Annotated in this window: 22 protein-coding genes; 16 read left to right on the top strand and 6 right to left on the bottom strand. The window is 45.3% G+C overall.

Annotation, left to right across the window (positions count from 1 at the left end; all coding sequences use genetic code 11):
- The first annotated feature begins 62 nt into the window (after positions 1-62).
- Positions 63-503, top strand: coding sequence for an HIT family protein (locus ICN17_RS00605; RefSeq protein ID WP_216235634.1), 441 nt, complete (start codon positions 63-65; stop codon positions 501-503).
- Here the strand turns inward: ICN17_RS00605 and ICN17_RS00600 are convergent.
- Genes ICN17_RS00600 through ICN17_RS00580 form a run of 5 tightly spaced genes read right to left on the bottom strand, consistent with a single transcriptional unit; the run spans position 500 to position 4,851 of the window.
- Positions 500-925, bottom strand: a complete 426-nt coding sequence (locus ICN17_RS00600) for a DUF1841 family protein (RefSeq protein ID WP_216236603.1) — start codon at positions 923-925, stop codon at positions 500-502. The genes ICN17_RS00605 and ICN17_RS00600 overlap by 4 nt on opposite strands.
- Entirely contained in the window at positions 918-1,574 is a 657-nt protein-coding gene (gene nth / locus ICN17_RS00595) for an endonuclease III (protein WP_216235632.1), read from the bottom strand. Before nth ends, ICN17_RS00600 begins: the two co-directional genes overlap by 8 nt.
- Positions 1,574-2,266, bottom strand: a complete 693-nt coding sequence (gene rsxB, locus ICN17_RS00590; protein ID WP_216235630.1) for an electron transport complex subunit RsxB — start codon at positions 2,264-2,266, stop codon at positions 1,574-1,576. Before rsxB ends, nth begins: the two co-directional genes overlap by 1 nt.
- A 52-nt stretch (positions 2,267-2,318) precedes the next feature.
- Positions 2,319-3,611: a polyhydroxyalkanoate depolymerase gene (locus ICN17_RS00585; protein WP_216235628.1), complete on the bottom strand. Its 1,293-nt coding sequence runs from the start codon at positions 3,609-3,611 to the stop codon at positions 2,319-2,321.
- Positions 3,612-3,651: 40 nt separating this feature from the next.
- Entirely contained in the window at positions 3,652-4,851 is a 1,200-nt protein-coding gene (locus ICN17_RS00580) for an amino acid aminotransferase (protein ID WP_216235625.1), read from the bottom strand.
- Positions 4,852-5,010: 159 nt separating this feature from the next.
- Between ICN17_RS00580 and uvrB the strand changes: the two genes are divergently transcribed.
- From uvrB to fdx, 8 genes are all read left to right on the top strand, one after another.
- Positions 5,011-7,167: an excinuclease ABC subunit UvrB gene (gene uvrB, locus ICN17_RS00575; protein WP_370625926.1), complete on the top strand. Its 2,157-nt coding sequence runs from the start codon at positions 5,011-5,013 to the stop codon at positions 7,165-7,167.
- 138 nt (positions 7,168-7,305) lie between these two features.
- Positions 7,306-7,875 (top strand): Fe-S cluster assembly transcription factor, encoded by a 570-nt coding sequence (locus ICN17_RS00570; RefSeq protein WP_216235623.1) that lies wholly within the window; start codon positions 7,306-7,308, stop codon positions 7,873-7,875.
- Between the two features lie 29 nt (positions 7,876-7,904).
- Positions 7,905-9,164 (top strand): IscS subfamily cysteine desulfurase, encoded by a 1,260-nt coding sequence (locus tag ICN17_RS00565; RefSeq protein ID WP_370625925.1) that lies wholly within the window; start codon positions 7,905-7,907, stop codon positions 9,162-9,164.
- A gap of 28 nt (positions 9,165-9,192) precedes the next feature.
- The gene (gene iscU, locus ICN17_RS00560) at positions 9,193-9,579 is read left to right on the top strand and encodes a Fe-S cluster assembly scaffold IscU (RefSeq protein ID WP_216235621.1); all 387 of its coding nucleotides are present in this window, start codon (positions 9,193-9,195) and stop codon (positions 9,577-9,579) included.
- Between the two features lie 5 nt (positions 9,580-9,584).
- Complete coding sequence (iscA, locus tag ICN17_RS00555) at positions 9,585-9,908, top strand: iron-sulfur cluster assembly protein IscA (protein ID WP_012357505.1); 324 nt, start codon at positions 9,585-9,587, stop codon at positions 9,906-9,908.
- Positions 9,874-10,428 (top strand): Fe-S protein assembly co-chaperone HscB, encoded by a 555-nt coding sequence (gene hscB, locus ICN17_RS00550; protein WP_216235619.1) that lies wholly within the window; start codon positions 9,874-9,876, stop codon positions 10,426-10,428. Before iscA ends, hscB begins: the two co-directional genes overlap by 35 nt.
- Positions 10,429-10,440: 12 nt before the next feature.
- Positions 10,441-12,306 (top strand): Fe-S protein assembly chaperone HscA, encoded by a 1,866-nt coding sequence (gene hscA, locus ICN17_RS00545; protein ID WP_216235617.1) that lies wholly within the window; start codon positions 10,441-10,443, stop codon positions 12,304-12,306.
- Positions 12,307-12,349: 43 nt separating this feature from the next.
- Positions 12,350-12,688 carry an ISC system 2Fe-2S type ferredoxin gene (gene fdx / locus ICN17_RS00540; protein WP_087909153.1) on the top strand — a complete coding sequence of 113 codons (339 nt, stop codon included), beginning with the start codon at positions 12,350-12,352 and terminating at the stop codon, positions 12,686-12,688.
- Between the two features lie 145 nt (positions 12,689-12,833).
- On the opposite strand, the gene ICN17_RS00535 is transcribed toward fdx, so the two are convergent.
- Positions 12,834-13,727 carry a LysR family transcriptional regulator gene (locus tag ICN17_RS00535; RefSeq protein ID WP_216235615.1) on the bottom strand — a complete coding sequence of 298 codons (894 nt, stop codon included), beginning with the start codon at positions 13,725-13,727 and terminating at the stop codon, positions 12,834-12,836.
- A gap of 82 nt (positions 13,728-13,809) precedes the next feature.
- Here ICN17_RS00535 and ICN17_RS00530 point away from each other — a divergent pair, with 82 nt between their 5' ends.
- From ICN17_RS00530 to ICN17_RS00500, 7 genes are read left to right on the top strand one after another with little or no spacing between them, the layout of a single operon-like run.
- Positions 13,810-14,541 (top strand): succinate dehydrogenase/fumarate reductase iron-sulfur subunit, encoded by a 732-nt coding sequence (locus tag ICN17_RS00530; RefSeq protein ID WP_216235614.1) that lies wholly within the window; start codon positions 13,810-13,812, stop codon positions 14,539-14,541.
- Positions 14,538-14,888: a succinate dehydrogenase gene (locus ICN17_RS00525; RefSeq protein ID WP_216235612.1), complete on the top strand. Its 351-nt coding sequence runs from the start codon at positions 14,538-14,540 to the stop codon at positions 14,886-14,888. The genes ICN17_RS00530 and ICN17_RS00525 overlap by 4 nt, the downstream gene beginning before the upstream one ends.
- On the top strand, positions 14,885-15,244 hold the full coding sequence (gene sdhC / locus ICN17_RS00520) for a succinate dehydrogenase, cytochrome b556 subunit (protein ID WP_216235610.1): 360 nt from the start codon (positions 14,885-14,887) through the stop codon (positions 15,242-15,244). The genes ICN17_RS00525 and sdhC overlap by 4 nt, the downstream gene beginning before the upstream one ends.
- 10 nt (positions 15,245-15,254) lie before the next feature.
- Positions 15,255-16,130 (top strand): fumarate hydratase, encoded by an 876-nt coding sequence (locus ICN17_RS00515; protein ID WP_216235608.1) that lies wholly within the window; start codon positions 15,255-15,257, stop codon positions 16,128-16,130.
- Positions 16,131-16,140: 10 nt separating this feature from the next.
- The gene (locus ICN17_RS00510; protein WP_216235606.1) at positions 16,141-16,752 is read left to right on the top strand and encodes a fumarate hydratase C-terminal domain-containing protein; all 612 of its coding nucleotides are present in this window, start codon (positions 16,141-16,143) and stop codon (positions 16,750-16,752) included.
- On the top strand, positions 16,749-18,470 hold the full coding sequence (locus ICN17_RS00505) for an L-aspartate oxidase (protein WP_216235604.1): 1,722 nt from the start codon (positions 16,749-16,751) through the stop codon (positions 18,468-18,470). Before ICN17_RS00510 ends, ICN17_RS00505 begins: the two co-directional genes overlap by 4 nt.
- A 2-nt stretch (positions 18,471-18,472) precedes the next feature.
- Positions 18,473-19,225 carry a TSUP family transporter gene (locus tag ICN17_RS00500; RefSeq protein ID WP_216236600.1) on the top strand — a complete coding sequence of 251 codons (753 nt, stop codon included), beginning with the start codon at positions 18,473-18,475 and terminating at the stop codon, positions 19,223-19,225.
- Positions 19,226-19,277 lie beyond the last annotated feature (52 nt).

Raw genomic sequence — 19,277 nt, 5'->3', positions numbered from 1 at the left:
CCGCGGCATCTAAATTACCCCACAAGGGTGACTTAGATGCCGTTTTCGTATACATTCTCCCCATGGCAAATTGCACACTTTGTAAAGAAGATCTAAAGCCCGAAGAGGGTCAGTTAATTTGGCGTGGAGATGACTGCCGTGTCATTCTCGTAAATGATTCGGACTTGCCTGGTTTTTGTAGGGTGATCTGGAATCGACATGTTCCTGAGATGACCGATCTGACTTATGGCGAGCGCGAGCATCTGATGACACTGGTCTTTGCTGTTGAAGAGGCTATACGCCATGTGATGCATCCAGACAAAATCAATCTTGCCGCCTTAGGCAATATGGTGCCGCATCTTCATTGGCATGTTATTCCTAGATATAAAGACGATGCCTTTTTCCCGGGGTCAGCTTGGTCCAAGCGGGCACAAGAAACTCCAGCATCTGTATTGCTAGAGCGCACAAGAAAAGCATCTCAATTGTCAGATGCAATCAAGGCAGAAATCGCATCCCTGATTTAAACGAGCTTTTTTAATGCCTCGAGGTATTTGTCAGGGCTGAGCTGCCCACCTTCACGTTGCGCTTCCCACATCGCTTGCCCTAAGCATTCCATGATGAGATGTTGTGCTTCATGCATGGATCCTAGTTTTTGGGATAGCTTGTCTGCAATCTCTTTAATGCCGGGCGGCTGATCGATTGATATCTGCTCGCTAATCGATAGATGCATTGACAGATGGAGGAAGGGGTTCGTCTCGCCGCGCTCAGGCGTGTAGTCTTGGGCTAATGCACCTTCAGGATCCGCAAGTAATACGTGGTATTCGGGGTGCTCCACCATCCAATCGCTAGCAAGCGTTTCCATTGGATCCAAAATCTGGCCCGCAGTTTTCTTTTTCCAGACATCGCAGAAAAAGCGACGCACTTCTTCTCGAGTTGGATTAAATATCGCCACGTACTTTCCCTTTTCCTGTTTTTTGTTTAAAGCCGCATAAAGGCTCAACAATGCATTGAGCACAATCTGGGTTCCGGGCTTTACAAGTATATCTACCGTGCAAAATAAGCCAATGATGAGCATCTAGTAGAAATTCTTTGGGAACACGCTTCAATAGCTGCTCCTCAACTTTTACAACATCTTTACCAGGGGCTAAACCGGTACGATTCGAGACTCTAAAGATGTGCGTATCAACAGCAATCGTAGGCTGCCCAAATGCAGTATTCAGAATGACGTTGGCAGTTTTTCTACCAACACCTGGCAAGGCCTCTAATTCTTCGCGGGTTTGTGGAACCTTACCGTGATGTTTTTCAAGCAAGAGGCGGCAAGTCTCTTGTATATGTCTGCCCTTAGAGTTAAATAAACCAATGTGCTGAATATATGGCTTTACCCCTTCTTCGCCCAAATCTAACAGGGCTTGAGGGGTGTTGGCAATCTTAAATAGCTTACGGGTACCCTTATTGACTGATATGTCAGTTGCTTGGGCGGATAGCAATACTGCGATCAGTAACTCAAATGGTGAGCTGTATTCAAGTTCTGTGGTCGGTTTAGGATTGTTCGCTTTGAGTTGCTCAAAGAACGCGCGCCTTTTTTCGGGGTTCATTATTTCTTTTGCTGAGCACGCGCGATTGCAGCAGCAATGATGGCGCGCTTACGTTCTTGTTCTTTTAACTGCTCATCTGATGTCGGCTTATCGGCATTCACTGCAATTAACTTAGCGGCAGCTTTTTTAGCCAAGCGTTCGTCATTATCTTTTTGCTCTCTATCGAGGCGTTGCTCTCGGTCGTGATAGCGCTGACGTGAGATATCGGCTAGATCTTGTGACCAGGCATTCCAACCGGTTTTATTATCTGTAACATCAATCATGCTGATGCAATCAACGGGGCATGGTGGAATGCAAAGATCACAACCCGTGCACCACTCAGTTAAAACAACATGCATTTGTTTTGATGCGCCCACAATGGCATCGACCGGACATGCCTGAATACAAAGGGTGCAGCCAATGCATTTTTGTGGGTCAATTAACGCTACTGGTCTGGGGCGCTCAACTCCACACTCAGAATCAACAGTGGGATTTAAATCGAATGCATCTTGTGGATAAATCGGCACCAGAATTTTACTAAGCCGTTGGATCCCCTCAATACCGCCAGGTGGGCAACGGTTTGGTAAAGCTTCACCGCTGGCCATTGCCTCAGCATAGCCTCGGCAATCTGGATAGCCGCATTTAGTACATTGGGTTTGAGGTAGGGCATCCTCCAAGCGATTAGAGAGTTCATTCGCTTGTGTGATTTTCATTGCTGGAGATTGGCTAAAAAAAGTGAGGGCCTCAGCCCTCACCCATTGATACCTAGTTAGAACCTTCTAGTTTAGGAGGTCTCGCCTTACTTTTTTTATGTACACCTTGGTGATCGCGGATAAAGTTTTTGATCTTTGGATAAACCTTATCGCGCCAACGACGACCGGCAAAGATGCCATAGTGGCCAGCGCCAGTAACTTCGTAGTGATCTTTATGTTCTTTTGGGATACCAGTACACAAGCCGTGAGCCGAACGGGTTTGACCACTTCCAGATATATCATCAAGCTCACCCTCTACAGTTAGTAGGGCAGTGTGTTTAATGTCATGTGGTTTAACAAGATCACCAGCCACTTGCCAGGTACCATTCGGCAAAGCATAGTCTTGGAAAACGGTCTTGATGGTGTCAAGGTAAAACTTCGCATCTAGATCTAGAACTGCGTTGTATTCGTCGTAGAAACGGATATGTGCATCAGTATCTTGCTCGTCACCACGCACGAGGTTTTGGAAGTAGTCCCAATGTGATTGCAGATGGTTTTGTGGGTTCATGGCAATAAAGCCAGTGTGCTGTAAGAAGCCTGGATAAACACGACGACCAGCACCAGGATAGGTTGGAGGCACTTTATAAATCACATGACTCTCAAACCATTCGTGCGATTTCTGCTCCGCTAAGTTATTCACAGCAGTAGGTGATTTGCGCGCATCAATTGGACCACCCATCATGATCATGGAGGCTGGGGTTGCTTCACCAGCACTAGCCATCAGGGAAATGGCGCCCAAGGTTGGGACAGTTGGCTGACAAACAGAAATGACGTGCAAATCTTGAGCGCCAATGACACGGATAAATTCTTGAATGTAGTGAACATAGTCGTCAAGACCAAATTCGCCATCTTCAACGGGAACATTGCGCGCATCAATCCAATCGGTAATGTACACCTTATGATCTTGCAAAAGAGTGCGCACTGTATCGCGTAACAGAGTAGCGTGGTGCCCAGACATGGGAGCTACTACTAGTACCACTGGATCATCTTTGAGGTGCTTGATGGTTTCTACATCATCAGAAAAGCGCTTGAAGCGAACCAGATTGCAAAAAGGTTTTGCAACGATAGTTCTTTCATGGATCGCCACTTCCTGACCATGTGCCTTAACAGCGCGAATACCAAATTCTGGTTTTTTATAGTCCTTGCCTAAGCGGTAAAGGAGTTCATAGCTGGCAGCTAAACGCTCAGATCCTGGAACCTTAGATGCTGGATTAGAGGCATTGATAAAAGCCTCAGATGCAGCGCGTGCCCATGAGCTCATGGGTTGAAGTAAGGCCTTTTGGAACTCGTGTAACTGATACAGCATATTACCTCCTGTAATTCTTTATAGCCGCCTATTGTGCTTTTTAGGCCAATACGCGGGCGATTGCTTTGGCCACTTTATCAATATTTTTGGTATTGAGAGCCGCGACACAAATACGTCCAGTAGAAAGTGCGTAAATGCCATCTTCCTTCTGTAAGCGTTCAACTTGCTCAGCTGTTAGACCTGAGTAAGAAAACATTCCACGTTGCTGTTCAATAAAAGCAAAGTCTTGCTTTACACCAGCAGCAGCGAGTTTTTCAACGAGACCATGACGCATTGATTTAATGCGATCACGCATTTCTGCCAACTCATCCTCCCAGAGCTTGCGCAACTCTGGAGAGTTCAAAACGGCAGCAGCAATTGCAGCGCCGTGAGTTGGAGGGTTGGAATAATTAGTACGGATGACGCGCTTTAATTGCGAGAGCACGCGAGTAGATTCATCTTTACTTTGGGTCACGATCGACAAAGCACCTACACGCTCACCATATAGTGAAAATGATTTAGAGAAAGAGCTTGATACGAAGAAGGACATGCCAGACTGAGCAAAAAGTCGAACGGCGATACCGTCTTGCTCAATCCCAGATGCAAAGCCTTGATAGGCCATATCCAAGAATGGAATTAACCCTTTGTTCTTGCAGATATCAATGACTTGATGCCACTGGGCTTCAGTAATATCTGCACCAGTTGGGTTGTGACAGCAAGCATGTAAAAGAACGGTTGTGTTCTTTGGGAAAGATTCCAGAGACTTCACCATGCCATCAAAATCAACGCCGCGGGTCTTGCCATCGAAGTAGTTGTATTCGACCACCTCAAAGCCAGCAGATTCAAAAATACCGCGATGGTTTTCCCATGTTGGATTACTAATGGCACAAGGTGCATTTAAGTTGAGGCGTTTAATGAAGTCAGCACCAACGCGCAATGCGCCCGTACCACCTAAACATTCAGCTGTTACAACGCGACCATCTTTAATCAGAGCAGAGTCTGCTCCAAACAATAAGTTTTGTACTGCGCTGTTATAGGGATTCGGACCTTCAATTGGGATGTAGCTACGAGGTGATTGCTTTGCAACTACCGCCTCTTCAGCTTTAATCACTGCTTTCAGTAAAGGCACCTTGCCTTCATCTGTGTAATACACACCAACACCGAGGTTTACTTTGTCAGGACGTTGGTCTGCAACATAGGCTTCTGTGAGGCCAAAAATAGGATCTTTAGGGGCTAGCTGGACTGAGGCAAACAGGGTCATTTGAGGTCGGAAAAGGTGGTTTAAGGATATTTTTACTATTTAATGACGTTAAATTAAGCTTAATTGTCGGTTTTGGGGGCCAGAGTCAACTATTTCTAAATAAAAACGGCAAAATCATTGTTTGTACAAAATTCGCTGTGAAGAAATCTCACAGATGAAATGATAGCCGAGATGCCCCCTAAGTCCCCCAAAATTGCCACAAATTCTGCAGTCAAAGAAGATCTAAAAAAGCCTATTGCCGACCCATTGGGCGAGGCAGGCCACGACCTAGACCCGGCTAAATTTGTCAGTTTTCCGGACTCTCCCTACCAGCTTTATCAGCCATTTACCCCTGCTGGAGACCAGCCTCAGGCGATTGAGGCCTTGGTAGAGGGTATTGAAGACGGATTAACCTTTCAAACCCTCTTGGGCGTCACGGGGTCTGGAAAGACCTTCACCATGGCCAATGTGATTGCCAGAACTGGTCGTCCGGCAATTATTTTTGCTCCAAATAAGACTCTGGCCGCTCAGCTTTACAGCGAATTTAGAGAGTTTTTCCCCAAAAATGCCGTCGAGTATTTTGTTAGTTACTACGACTATTACCAGCCTGAAGCCTATGTTCCTCAGCGCGACCTCTTTATTGAAAAAGACTCTTCGATTAATGAACATATCGAACAGATGCGTTTATCTGCTACGAAAAGTTTGTTAGAGCGTCGCGATGTGATCATCGTTGCAACAGTGTCTGCAATTTACGGTATCGGTAATCCTGGCGACTATCACAGTATGGTGATGACTCTGCGTCCTGGCGACAAGATGAGTCAGCGCGATATTTTGATGCGACTGATCGCTATGCAATACGATCGCAATGAAACTGATTTCAAGCGTGGTGTATTTCGAGTACGTGGAGATACGATTGATATTTTCCCCGCTGAGCATAATGAGTTAGCAGTGCGTGTTGAATTATTTGATGATGTGGTTGAGAGCTTGCAATTTTTTGATCCGCTCACTGGCAAGATTCGCCAAAAGATTCCACGTTTTACTGTTTACCCAAGTTCGCACTACGTCACTCCGCGAGACACTGTTCTCAAAGCAATTGAAACCATTAAGACGGAGTTACGCACTCGTTTAGATGAGTTTGTCAAAGATGGAAAACTGGTTGAGGCGCAACGCTTAGAACAGCGTACCCGTTTTGATTTAGAGATGCTCAACGAATTGGGTTTCTGTAAGGGCATTGAGAACTACTCCCGCCACCTCTCGGGGGCTGCTCCAGGCGAGGCCCCGCCGACCTTGGTCGACTATCTGCCCAATGATGCCCTGATGTTCTTGGATGAGAGCCATGTTCTGATTGGGCAGCTGAATGCCATGTATAACGGCGATAAATCGCGCAAACATACCTTAGTTGAATTTGGTTTCCGTCTGCCTTCGGCAATGGATAATCGCCCACTCAAATTTACCGAGTTTGAAACGAAGATGCGTCAAACCATTTTTGTTTCCGCTACACCAGCTGATTATGAGAATACGCATCAAGGCCAAGTGGTTGAGCAAGTTGCAAGACCTACTGGATTAGTTGATCCAGAAATTGAAGTATTACCTGCAAGTACACAGGTTGATGATTTGCTGAGTCAGATTCATGAGCGCGTCAAAGTAGGCGAGCGTGTTTTAGTGACGGTTCTGACTAAGCGTATGGCAGAGCAATTAACAGACTATCTTTCTGATAATGGTGTGAAGGTACGTTATGTGCACTCCGATATTGATACGGTAGAGCGCGTAGAAATTTTGCGCGATCTTCGTTTAGGCGTCTTCGATGTCTTGGTGGGCATCAATTTACTGCGCGAAGGTTTGGATATTCCAGAAGTTTCTTTGGTGGCAATTTTGGATGCCGACAAGGAGGGCTTCTTGCGTTCTGAACGCAGCTTGATTCAGACCATCGGACGCGCAGCACGAAATGTCCGAGGCAAAGCGATTCTGTATGCCGATCGGGTGACTGATTCCATGAAACGCGCCATGGGGGAGACGGAAAGACGTCGTACCAAGCAAATTGCCTTTAATAAGTTACATGGTATTGAGCCAAAAGGGGTTCAAAAGCGCATTAAGGACATTATTGATGGCGTCTATGACGTCAAAGAGAAGCGCCAGGAGATGCAGGTGGAGCAGGAGCGGGCTCGCTATGAGGATATGAGCGAGAAAGACCTGGTTGGTGAAATCAAGCGTCTAGAGAAGCAAATGAATGCCGAAGCCAAAAATCTGGAGTTTGAGAAGGCTGCCAGCACCCGTGATCGCCTAACAAAAGTCAAAGAAATGGCCTTTGGGGCCAGGTCTAGAGACTTTGTGGCTTAAATTTACTGGATTCCAGAAGGGTTTTCTGGGATAATTCCCGAGCAGTTTGCTAGGTTATATGGTAAAGTTGAGTGGAATGGTCGGGTATTACCCTGCCGACCATGAGCTGTCCATAACAATCCATTACCAAGGTGACATATGAGACTTACAACTAAAGGCCGTTTTGCAGTAACCGCAATGATCGATTTAGCCCTGCGCGAAGCGCATGGCCCTGTAACTTTGGCTGGAATTAGCCAAAGACAAAAAATCTCCCTTTCCTATTTAGAGCAATTGTTCGGCAAATTACGTCGCTTCAACATTGTTGAGAGCACTCGTGGGCCTGGAGGCGGGTACACACTCGCGCGCAAGCCTCATGAAATTAGTGTTGCCGACATTATTGTTGCTGTGGATGAGCCCTTAGATGCAACTCAGTGTGGCGGTAAAGGTAACTGCCATAGTGATGAAGATCAGCATGGTCACTGTATGACTCATGATCTTTGGAGTAATCTGAATTTGAAGATGGTTGAGTATCTCAGCTCAGTGAGTTTGCTTAATCTAGTTCAGCAACAAGAAGGACGTGGTGTTGTTATTCAAGATATGCGTCAAAAGAAAATCAAAGTTGAAAGTGCTAAAGCTGAAAAAACAGCGCCAGCACTTGCTGCGAAAAAAGAAGTTGCACCTAAAGCCCCATTAATTAATTCTGTATTTAATTTGGCGCGCCAAAGTTAAAAAAAGTAATTCATCAAAATAAGTCAATCATGAACGCACCACAAGACCTTCCAATTCAGCCGGTTCCGATGTTTAGTCCTGAGCACTTCCCGGTGTATATGGACTACTCAGCTACAACACCGATTGATCCACGTGTAGTCGACAAAATGTTGCCCTACTTGCGTGAGCAGTTTGGCAATGCGGCATCACGTAGCCATGCTTATGGCTGGGCTGCTGAAGAGGCGGTTGAATGGGCGCGTTCAGAAGTGGCGCAACTCGTTCATGCAGATCCAAGAGAGATTGTGTTTACCAGTGGCGCTACTGAAAGTATTAATTTGGCATTGAAGGGTGCAGCGCACTTCTATAAAGATCGTGGCAATCACATCATTACTGTTAAGACCGAGCACAAGGCTACTTTAGATACCTGTCGCGAGCTTGAGCGTGAAGGTTATGAGGTAACTTACTTAGATGTTTTGCCGAATGGCTTAATTGACTTCGCGCAGCTAGAAACGGCAATGAAGCCAGGCACGATTTTGGCATCAGTGATGTACGTCAATAATGAAATCGGTGTCGTGCAAGATATTCCAGCGATTGGTGACTTATGCCGTTCGCGCGGTGTGATTTTGCATGTGGATGCTGCTCAAGCTACGGGCAAGGTAGAAATCGATTTAGAGAAGACCAAGGTCGACCTAATGAGTTTTTCTGCTCACAAGACTTATGGCCCAAAAGGGATTGGCGCGTTGTTTGTGCGTCGCAAGCCTCGCATTCGGATTGAGGCTCAGATTCATGGTGGTGGTCATGAGCGCGGCATGCGTTCTGGAACCCTAGCGGTTCATCAAATTGTCGGCATGGGCGAGGCATTCCGCATTGCTCGCATTGAGATGGTTGAAGAAAATAAGCGTATTCGTGCGTTGCGCGATCGTCTCTTGGCAGGCTTGAAAGATATTGAAGAAGTTTATGTGAACGGTGACATGGATGATCGTGTGCCCCATAACCTCAATATCAGTTTTAACTATGTTGAGGGTGAGTCAATGTTGATGGCCCTGAAAGATTTGGCAATCTCATCTGGATCCGCTTGTACATCAGCTTCATTAGAGCCTTCTTATGTATTGCGTGCCTTAGGACGTAATGATGAACTAGCTCATAGCTCAATTCGTTTTACTCTCGGCCGTTTTACGACTGAAGAGGAGGTCGATTTCACAATCAAGCTGGTGAAAGAAAAGATTGCGAAGTTACGCGAACTCTCACCATTGTGGGAAATGTTTAAAGACGGAATCGACTTAAGCACGATTCAGTGGGCGGCACATTAAGAATTTGAAGGATTAAAGAGGAAATACCATGGCATATAGTGAAAAAGTAATCGACCATTATGAGAACCCCCGTAACGTAGGTTCTTTTGAGAAGGGTGATGAAAGTGTAGGTACCGGTATGGTTGGTGCGCCAGCTTGTGGCGACGTCATGAAATTACAAATCCGCGTAAATGATCAAGGCGTGATTGAAGATGCTAAGTTCAAGACTTATGGCTGCGGCTCAGCAATTGCCTCTTCCTCACTGGTAACCGAGTGGGTTAAGGGTAAGACCTTGGATCAGGCTTTAGAGATCAAGAACTCTTTGATTGCTGAAGAGTTGGCTTTGCCACCCGTGAAGATTCACTGCTCTATCTTGGCTGAAGACGCTATCAAGGCAGCGGTTGCTGATTACAAAGAAAAGCATCCGGCTCAATAAAAACTATGGCAATTACCTTAACTGACAAAGCAGCTGCACACGTTAACCGCAATTTAGAAAAGCGCGGTAAGGGGTGTGGTTTGCGTTTGGGTGTGCGCACTACAGGTTGCTCTGGTTTGGCTTATCAATTGGAGTATGTCGATGAGCCTGCCGCTGAAGATCAAGTATTTGAGTCTAATGGCATCAAAGTATTTGTTGATCCAAAGAGCTTGGCGTATTTGGATGGGACAGAGCTAGACTTTGTACGTGAGGGTTTGAATGAAGGCTTTAAGTTTCAAAATCCTAACGTAAAAGATGAGTGTGGTTGTGGCGAATCTTTCCGCGTCTGACGATTACTTTCGCTTCTTTGGTCTAACTCAGCAATTCACAATCGATTTGCCTGCTTTGGATCAGGCTTATCTGGCAATTCAGAAAGAAGTTCATCCTGACCGCCATGCACGCGGTAGTGATTCAGAGCAGCGCTTGGCAATGCAAATGGCGACCTTGGCAAATACTGCTTTTCAAACTCTCAAGAACCCAGTGCAACGTGGCCTTTATATCTGTCAACTGAATGGTGTAGATGCCAAACTTGAAACGAATACCGCAATGCCGGCTGCCTTTCTGATGAAGCAGATGGAGTGGCGTGAGAATCTTGATGAGCAGGCCGAAGATTTGCAAGCCCTAGAGGAACTCATGGATGAGGTCCAATCTTCTAAGCAGGAAACCCTCTCTGAAATCGCACAAGCGATCGATGGCGCTAAAAATTACCAACGTGCAGCTGAACTTTTAAGAGGCCTACTCTTTATTGATAAGTTTGCTGTTGAGCTTGATGACGCTATTGCGGCTTGGCCTAGTTTGCACTCGCATTAAAATTGAACTTTTATGGCTTTATTACAAATCTCTGAACCCGGAAAATCGCTAGCGCCCCATCAGCGTAGGATTGCGGTTGGGATTGATTTGGGGACCACCAATTCACTCGTTGCTATCGTACGAGACGCTTTGCCTAAAGTGTTGCCTGATGCCCAAGGAAGAGAATTGCTTCCTTCGGTTGTGCGCTACCTACCAAATGGTAGAACAGAGGCTGGCTTCGAAGCGCTTGAGAGTGTCGTGATTGATCCAAAGAACACGATTGTTTCTGTAAAGCGTTTTATGGGGCGAGGCGTGCAAGATGTGGATCATATCGAGAGCACCCCTTATGATTTTGTTGACCAGCCCGGCATGCTCAAATTGAGAACTGCTGCTGGAGATAAAAGCCCCATCGAGGTTTCGGCAGAAATCTTGGCGCGTCTGCGTCAGCTAGCGGAAGATTCTGTATCTGATGAGATTGTTGGTGCGGTGATTACAGTACCTGCTTATTTTGATGACGCGCAACGCCAAGCTACTAAGGATGCGGCTAAGTTGGCGGGTATTGAAGTTCTGAGGTTGCTCAATGAGCCTACTGCTGCTGCCATTGCATATGGCTTGGATAATGCTTCTGAGGGTGTCTATGCTGTTTATGACTTAGGTGGCGGCACCTTTGATATCTCCATTCTGCGAATGAGTAGAGGAGTCTTTGAAGTTCTTTCGACTGGTGGCGATTCGGCTTTGGGGGGTGATGACTTTGATCACCGCTTGTATTGCTGGGTCATCGAGCAGGCAAAACTACCTCCACTCTCTATTCATGATCATCGCACTCTTTTGCAAGCGTGTAAGCATGCAAAAGAATTGCTGAGTCATAACCCCTTAGCCCGCGTTCATGAGACTTTGGCAGATGGTACGGTAGTCAATGTTGGTGTTAGTCAGGCGCAGTTCTTCGAAATCACCCAGAACCTCGTTGTGAAGACTTTAACGGCCTGTAAAAAAGCTTTACGTGATGCAGGCTTGAAAGCTGAAGATGTTAAAGGTGTGGTGATGGTGGGAGGCTCCACTCGCATGCCAAATGTGCAGCGTTCTGTCGGCGAGTTATTTGGTGCGCAACCACTCAACAATCTCAATCCTGATCAAGTAGTTGCGCTTGGTGCCGCCATGCAAGCTGACTTACTAGCGGGCAATCAAAGCAAAGACGATGAATGGCTCTTATTAGATGTCATTCCACTTTCCCTTGGTGTTGAAACTATGGGCGGTTTAGTTGAAAAAATTATTCCACGCAATACACCAATTCCAGTAGCTAGAGCCCAAGATTTCACCACCTTTAAAGATGGCCAAACTGCATTAGCAATTCAAGTAGTGCAGGGTGAGCGCGAGCTTGCCCAAGACTGTCGCTCATTAGGTAAGTTTGAATTACGTGGTATCCCAGCAATGGCTGCGGGTGCAGCACGTATACGGGTGACTTTCCAGGTGGATGCGGATGGCCTATTGTCTGTCAGCGCGATGGAGCAGGGCTCTGGCGTTCAGGCTTCAATCGATATTAAGCCTTCTTATGGCCTGACAGATTCTGAAATTACGCGTATGTTGCAAGATGGCTTTGCATCAGCTAAAGAAGACCTCTTGACTCGATCATTGCGTGAAGAGCAAGTGAATGCACAGCGTTTATTAGATGCAGTGCAAACAGCGCTTGATGCCGACCGCGCATTACTGAATAAAGAAGAGCAGGTTGTAATTGACCAAGAGATGGCAACTCTGCAAAAGATTTTGAACGAAGAAAAAGAGAGTGCAATTTTACGTAAGGCAGTTGATCATGCTGCTAAGGCTACCGATGAGTTTGCACAAATGCGTATGAATGCCAGCATTCAGAAAGCATTGTCTGGTAAGAATGTTGCAGAGATCTGAAACAATAAATACATAATCAACATCCTATAAATAGAAAAGAATCATGACTCAAATCGTTGTTTTACCTCATAGTGAGTATTGTCCAGAGGGTGCCGTTGTTGAAGTAGCGCCAGGCACATCGATTTGTGAAGCGCTATTAGAGAATGACATTCCAATTGAGCATGCTTGTGATATGGTCTGTGCTTGCACAACTTGTCATGTCATCGTTAAAGAGGGCTTTCAGAGTCTGAACTCACCAGATGAGAACGAAGAAGATATGCTTGATCGTGCTTGGGGCTTAAATCCCCAATCCCGTTTATCTTGCCAAGCCATTGTTGCTAAACAGGATCTCGTGATTGAGATACCGAAGTACTCAATTAATCATGCTAAAGAGAATCATTAATGCACCAAATTGGAGCAATATGGCTCTTAATGAGGCAATCAGTAGAAAGATGAGATTTTGAGAAGACTAATATTAACTTGTAGTTTGTTCTTTAAGTAGTACCTCCAAAATCTCTTTCAAGCCATCCTTCGGGGTGGCTTTTTCTTTAGGGCTTCAGTTTTTTTGACGTACCTAATAAAAAGTGTTGTTTGATAACTTGGGTGACGTTTTGACGTATGTGTTTTTTGCGCTCAAGAAGACCAACTTTCCTGTAGATGGTTTTTCCTGGGAGCTCCTGAATTCTGAGTTGCCGATCGTTGGCCCATGAAATATTGGCTAACTGAGGAACGATAGAATAGCCAAGACCTTGTCTAACGAGTTCAATAATAGCCTCTACAGAATTTAATTCCATGCCATCTTGAATGGATAGCTTATTGGACTTGATAGTTTGGTCGACAAGATGGCCGGTCCATGTATTTCTCTCAAAGCGAATAAATGGCAGATTAGGATCGATATTTTTAAGATCTTTTTTTCTGCTAGGCGTGGTGTTTGGATAAATCAAAATCATGGGCTCCTTGTAGAGCTCAGTCCATTGGAGGTTTTGGGGTAGGGTATAGGGTGATTCAGTCACAATTGCTGCATCAAGAGTGCCTTCAAGAAGCTGATCCAAGAAGTTGCTTGATAAGCCTGCAATTAATTTTATCTCTAGCTCTGGATAGTTGTGTTTTATCTCATTTAGAGTTTTTCCAAATGCGCCCATTAATGAAGAAACCAAAGCACCTAAGACAATGGTTCCGCTGAGATTAGATTGTATATTTGAGCGAAGAGCCTCATAACGAGCCACAATTTCTTGGATAGGCTCAATCAAAGATCTACCGTGAGTATTTAAGGCAAGAGAGCGTTTGGTTCGATCAAATAGCTCTAGCCCTATTTCTTTTTCTAGCTGTTGTATCTGCTGGCCTGCTGCAGCCGCGGTAAGCCCAATTTCTCGAGCAGCAGCTGCAACACTTTTATGACGAGTTATCGCCAAGAAGTTTTTGAGGGTTTTGATACTAGACATGAGTTTTATTATAAATAATTTCTTTATCTCAAAGAAAAATTAATTCGATTTATTTTTTACTATCTATCCATATAATGTGAATATGTCTAATACTGATCTAAAAGTACGGGTATGGCGCGGCTCCCAAGAAGGGGAGTTTGTTGAGTACTTAGTCCCACGTAACCCCAATCAAACAGTTTTGGATGTGGTGACTTATATCCAAAGAAAGCTGGACCCCACCCTGAGCTATCGCTTTGCTTGCCGAGTTGGCATGTGTGGTTCATGCGCAATGACTGTTAATGGAGTAGCTCGTTGGACTTGCCGTACTCACGTCTCGAAAATTCTTGAGGGAGATTCATTAGAAATTGCCCCTCTAAATAACTTACCTGTTATTAAAGATCTCGCAACGGATATGCGAGAGTTTTTTAATAAGTGGAAAGGGGCGGTTGGATTCTTTAAAGGAGACAAAACACGTCTTGACGATTTTGCAAAGGTAGAGCCAAGTTCAAAAGAGCGCCAACTAGCCAATGCTGGAATTGAGTGCATCGGTTGCGGTGTTTGTTATGCTTCTTGTGAGGTAGTTGAATCTAGACCAAATTATCTTGGACCAGCAGCGCTCAATCGTGCTTGGACCTTAACGAATGATGTGAGGGATATTCAACAGCTAGAGCGTATGAGTGCAGTAGCAGGGGATGCTGGTTGCCACGCATGTCATACGCAAGGATCTTGTACTGAGCGTTGCCCCAAGGCTATCGAGCCAACTGCAAGTATTGCTGGCTTGAAAAAGCTGGTTTCCAAGGCTGCAATACGTGGAAGTAAGTGGGGTAAGTTATGAGCGCTGGAGTATTGCAGGCAAAGCTTTGGTATGCACAGAGAATTAGCGCCATGGTGCTTGGGATTTGTGTTGCGATTCATTTGCTGATTATTTTTTATGCCATTAGAGGTGGCTTAAGCGCTCAGGAGATACTGGGTCGCACTCAAGGCAATGTACTATTTGCTATTTTTTATGAAGTGTTTGTCCTCGCATGTTTTGTCCATGCACCAATTGGTCTTGCCAATATATTGCAGGAGACCTTTCCAAAGAGTGGTTTGGCTAGACCTTTGTCTTGGATTTTGGCTTTGCTAATTTTGGTTCTAGGCACTATGGCTGTCATTGGTGTTTTTACAGGAGGTCAGGTATGAGCTCCAGACCAAAATTAGATTACCGCGCCAAAACCCACTTATCTTATTTTGCTTATGCATGCCATCGCTTTTCTGGCTTGTTATTGGCATGCTTTATTCCACTGCACTTTCTGATGCTTTCTCAATCCTTGCGAGGTGCAGAGGGCTTTGAGAAATCGCTTACTTTGACTGACATGTGGGTATTTAAGTTTGGCGAATGGGCCCTAGTGATTATGCTGGCCGTTCATTTGGCAGGCGGTATACGTTTGTTAATGATTGAGTTTGGACCATGGAAGGGTTTGCGTAAGGGCTGGATTCAGCTCTCTATTTTGTTCGCGATTACTTGCGGAATCCTATTTTTATATTTTGCTAATTGATTAGGTTGATATGCAATTACAAATGGATTTAGTCGAAGAGGCTTGTAAGGAGCTCTATATTCGAGCCTTGAAGGTTTTGCCTGATGACATTAAGGCCGGTATTGATAGACTGGATAAAGCTGAGACAGATGGACGTGCTCAGGTGGTTCTAAAGACAATGATCACTAATATCTCAGTGGCAGAGCGTGAAGATAATCTCCTTTGCCAAGATACAGGCCTGCCGATCTACAACGTGAAAATTGGTAGTAATGTGCAATTTGATGGCATGGCATTAAAGGCAGCTATTCGTAAAGGTTGCGAATGTGCCACTCGGGAGTATCCACTCAGATCCTCAGTCGTACATCCCATTACTCGCAAAAATAATCACACCTCTTGCGGCATTGATATGCCAGCAATTCACTTTGATTTTTTTGATAAAGCAGAATCAGTTGAAATTGAAATGGTGCCAAAGGGAAGTGGTTCGGAAAATAATTCCTTTTTAAAAATGGCAATACCTGCAGATGGCATTAATGGTATCAAGGCATTTGTGATTGAGAGTATTGTTTCTGCTGGAGGTAAGACATGCCCACCAACCATTGTCGGTGTTGGGATCGGGGGCACCTCTGATCAATGTGTAGCCATGGCAAAGCGCGCGGCAACTCGTGAGTTGGGTAGCGTGTGTAGCGATGAAGAAGGGGCTAAGCTGGAGAAGGAGCTCAGCATTGCTGTAAATCAACTCGGAATTGGTCCACAAGGTCTAGGTGGTGATGGAACTGCATTTGCAGTGCAGGTTGAGCTGGCTCATACGCACATTACATTGAATCCCGTGGCTGTCAATATGCAGTGCCATTCAGCACGCAGAGCACGTGCAACTTTTACGCCTGCTGGCGTTACCTACGGATTTTAGGAAAACGACGATGGCACACTACAACCTTGCAACGCCAGTGAGTGAAGCGGATATTCGTAAGCTTCGCATCAACGATACCGTGACTTTACAAAATACATTGTTTGGTATTCGTGATGCTACTCAAATTCATATGTTTGATCATGGGCGTAAGACGCGCTTTGATTTGAGTGGTCATGCAGTTATCCATACTGCACCGAATGTTCGCAAAGTACCCGTGAGTCATGAGTTTCCTGCGGGATATGAGCCTATTTGTATTGGTACAACCACTTCAGATCGTATGGAGCGTTTTACTCGCCCTTTGATGGCTGAGAATGGTGTTCGTATGATTGTGGGTAAAGGGGGTATGCGTGAGGGCTCGGCAGATGCATTCAAAGAGCTGGGCGGGGTTTATTTAGCGATTATTGGTGGTACCGCTGCCCTAGAAACAACTTGGATCGAGCAGATTGAAGATGTTGATATGGATGATCTTAATCCAGAGTCTTTATGGCGCTTCAAGATTGGGGATTTTGGCCCACTACTAGTTGCAATGGATAGTCATGGTGGCAGCATCTATCAGGAAGTAAAGAGTGATGTTGCTAGTAAAAAAGAAGCGGTACTTAAAAGCCTTGGAATTATTTCATGAGTACTATTCCAACAATCGATACGGATATTTTGATTCTGGGTTCTGGCGGTGCAGGTCTCTTTGCTGCCTTGCATGCTCATCAAGCAAACCCTAACCTAAATATCACGATTGCTGTCAAAGGTTTATTAGGTAAATGTGGTTGTACACGAATGGTGCAGGGTGGTTACAACGTCGCTTTGGCAGAAGGAGATTCCGTAGAGCGCCATTTTATGGACACGATCGAGGGCGGTAAATGGCTCTCTGACCAAGAGCTTGCGTGGACACTAGTCAGTAAAGCAGTTGAGCGAATTCATGAGCTAGAAAATGAACTCGGTTGTTTTTTTGATCGTAATCCGGATGGTACGGTTCATCAAAAGGCATTTGCTGGTCAAACATTTGATCGCACTGTTCACAAGGGTGACTTAACAGGTATTGAGATTATTAATCGCTTAGCTGAGCAAGTATGGGCTAGGGGAATCAACCGCCTTGAAGAGCATCGCGCAATTGAATTAATTCATAGCAAAGACGGCAAATCACTTGCAGGCGTTTTGATGCTTAATATGCAAACTGGTCAATTTGTATTAGTGCGGGCCAAAGCAGTTTTACTGGCTACGGGTGGCGGCCCCACAATGTACAAGTACCATACTCCATCAGGTGATAAGAGTTGCGATGGTTTAGCAATGGCGTTGCGTGCTGGGCTCATTTTGCGGGATATGGAGATGGTGCAATTTCATCCAACTGGCTTATTAGCTGGGCCTGGGACTCGTATGACGGGGACAGTCATAGAGGAGGGCTTGCGTGGAGCTGGTGGCTATTTACTGAATGGCAATCAAGAGCGCTTTATGGGCAACTATGATCCACGCAATGAACGCGCTACAAGAGATATTGTTTCTAGATCCATCAATTCAGAAATCCGCGCTGGACGTGCAACCCCCAATGGTGGTGTGTATATCCAAATGAGCCATTTAGGCCCAGAGAATGTGCGAAAACTATTTAAGGGCATGGTTGAACGTTGTGCCGATAGTGGTTTTGATCTGACCAAAGATTTGGTAGAGGTTGTGCCAACAGCCCATTACATGATGGGTGGTCTAGTTTTTAAGAAAGATTGCAGCACTGATCTTCCTGGTCTATTTGCGGCAGGCGAAGATACTGGTGGGGTGCATGGTGCTAATCGTTTGGGCGGTAATGGTGTTGCCAACTCAACAGTATTTGGTGGCATTGCAGGGGAGTCAATGGCCCATTGGGTTTCTTCACGGCAGCTGAGCGAATGTAATATGGATGAAGTAGCGGCAAGTATTCAAGAGCATGAAGCGCCATTGAAGAAGATACCCGGTGATATTGAGGCAATCCGAGATGAGCTCGCAGAGTGTATGTGGGATGATGTTGGCATCTCTAGAAACAAGGAAGGCTTATTGCGTGCGCGCCAAACTCTCAAGCAATTGGCTGCCAAATTAAACCAAATTGGAGTGGGCGATATCCAACGGGAATACAGTAATACTTGGCAAGATTGGATGAATTTACAAAATCTGATTCTGGTGAGTCAGGCCGTCACTGAGGCGGCTATAGCTCGCGAGAATTCTAGGGGCGCTCACTATCGCGATGATTTCCCGGAGCCGGGATCTCTTGAAGACTCTTATTACACAGCCGTTCATTTCAATCATCAAGACTTAAAAATTGAAAATCGTCCCGTGCAATTTACGATGATTAAGCCTGGCCAAACTATTCTTGTTGAGGCTTAGTTATTTTTGAGTTCATAGAACCGCTGCCATTTTTTTTAGCTGCAATAGTTATCTTTGGCGCATATTTTATTTTTGGAGTATCTGGGTTCGGATCATCTATTGTTGCAGTTCCTTTACTTGTCCAGATTTACCCACTAAAGTCCGTAGTGCCGATGATGGTCATGATTGATATTTGCGGCTCTTTATATCTAGGTAAGAAAAATTCAAGTAATGCGGATATGAAAGAATTGAAGTGGTTATTTCCCTTTACATTGATAGGTATTGTTGTGGGGGGTCTAGTTTTACTTCAAGCTCCGAGTGCTCCTCTATTAGTTACCCTTGGGGTCTTTGCGGCAATCAATGGTGCGCGAGTGCTTTGGCAAAGAAATCGAGAGTTACATAAAGCAATTAATAGATGGTGGGCCGCTCCATTTGGATTTTTTGGGGGGATATTTACAGCGCTTTTTGCAACAGGCGGAGCTATATACGCATCCTATCTTGGGCTTAGGATCGCCGATCCTAGAGCACTGAGGTCAACGATGGCATTTGCTATTTTTATTCTGACTTTTTTACGACTTTGTCTTATGGTCGCTACCGGGCTCTTATTAAGTTGGCCAGTATTTGGATTGGCAATCTGTTTGATGCCTGCAACTTTTTTAGGTATATGGGCTGGTTCTCATATGCATGCGAGATTAAGCAATTCAGCAATGCGAGTAGCTTATGGTTCCATACTACTTTTTTCAGGAACTACATTACTGATGCGTCAGCTAGTTTAGAGTGCGCTACCTAGGTTTAGGTGCAAAGTTAGGAACCCTCATTTAAAGGGCT

Origin of the sequence: Polynucleobacter sp. 73C-SIWE, assembly GCF_018882465.1 — a bacterium.
In the GTDB taxonomy this organism is placed as follows: domain Bacteria; phylum Pseudomonadota; class Gammaproteobacteria; order Burkholderiales; family Burkholderiaceae; genus Polynucleobacter.
The sequence above is the reverse complement of the archived record's forward strand: the minus strand, read 5'-3'. Positions and strand labels throughout refer to the sequence as shown.

Excerpts from the sequence above, each read along its gene's own strand:
- ICN17_RS00605 (WP_216235634.1), top strand. The coding sequence starts at position 63 with ATGGCAAATTGCACACTTTGTAAAGAAGATCTAAAGCCCGAAGAGGGT.
- nth (WP_216235632.1), bottom strand. The coding sequence starts at position 1,574 with ATGAACCCCGAAAAAAGGCGCGCGTTCTTTGAGCAACTCAAAGCGAAC.
- rsxB (WP_216235630.1), bottom strand. The coding sequence starts at position 2,266 with ATGAAAATCACACAAGCGAATGAACTCTCTAATCGCTTGGAGGATGCC.
- ICN17_RS00585 (WP_216235628.1), bottom strand. The coding sequence starts at position 3,611 with ATGCTGTATCAGTTACACGAGTTCCAAAAGGCCTTACTTCAACCCATG.
- ICN17_RS00580 (WP_216235625.1), bottom strand. The coding sequence starts at position 4,851 with ATGACCCTGTTTGCCTCAGTCCAGCTAGCCCCTAAAGATCCTATTTTT.
- uvrB (WP_370625926.1), top strand. The coding sequence starts at position 5,011 with ATGATAGCCGAGATGCCCCCTAAGTCCCCCAAAATTGCCACAAATTCT.
- ICN17_RS00570 (WP_216235623.1), top strand. The coding sequence starts at position 7,306 with ATGAGACTTACAACTAAAGGCCGTTTTGCAGTAACCGCAATGATCGAT.
- ICN17_RS00565 (WP_370625925.1), top strand. The coding sequence starts at position 7,905 with ATGAACGCACCACAAGACCTTCCAATTCAGCCGGTTCCGATGTTTAGT.
- iscU (WP_216235621.1), top strand. The coding sequence starts at position 9,193 with ATGGCATATAGTGAAAAAGTAATCGACCATTATGAGAACCCCCGTAAC.
- iscA (WP_012357505.1), top strand. The coding sequence starts at position 9,585 with ATGGCAATTACCTTAACTGACAAAGCAGCTGCACACGTTAACCGCAAT.
- hscB (WP_216235619.1), top strand. The coding sequence starts at position 9,874 with ATGAGTGTGGTTGTGGCGAATCTTTCCGCGTCTGACGATTACTTTCGC.
- hscA (WP_216235617.1), top strand. The coding sequence starts at position 10,441 with ATGGCTTTATTACAAATCTCTGAACCCGGAAAATCGCTAGCGCCCCAT.
- fdx (WP_087909153.1), top strand. The coding sequence starts at position 12,350 with ATGACTCAAATCGTTGTTTTACCTCATAGTGAGTATTGTCCAGAGGGT.
- ICN17_RS00535 (WP_216235615.1), bottom strand. The coding sequence starts at position 13,727 with ATGTCTAGTATCAAAACCCTCAAAAACTTCTTGGCGATAACTCGTCAT.
- ICN17_RS00530 (WP_216235614.1), top strand. The coding sequence starts at position 13,810 with ATGTCTAATACTGATCTAAAAGTACGGGTATGGCGCGGCTCCCAAGAA.
- ICN17_RS00525 (WP_216235612.1), top strand. The coding sequence starts at position 14,538 with ATGAGCGCTGGAGTATTGCAGGCAAAGCTTTGGTATGCACAGAGAATT.
- sdhC (WP_216235610.1), top strand. The coding sequence starts at position 14,885 with ATGAGCTCCAGACCAAAATTAGATTACCGCGCCAAAACCCACTTATCT.
- ICN17_RS00515 (WP_216235608.1), top strand. The coding sequence starts at position 15,255 with ATGCAATTACAAATGGATTTAGTCGAAGAGGCTTGTAAGGAGCTCTAT.
- ICN17_RS00510 (WP_216235606.1), top strand. The coding sequence starts at position 16,141 with ATGGCACACTACAACCTTGCAACGCCAGTGAGTGAAGCGGATATTCGT.
- ICN17_RS00505 (WP_216235604.1), top strand. The coding sequence starts at position 16,749 with ATGAGTACTATTCCAACAATCGATACGGATATTTTGATTCTGGGTTCT.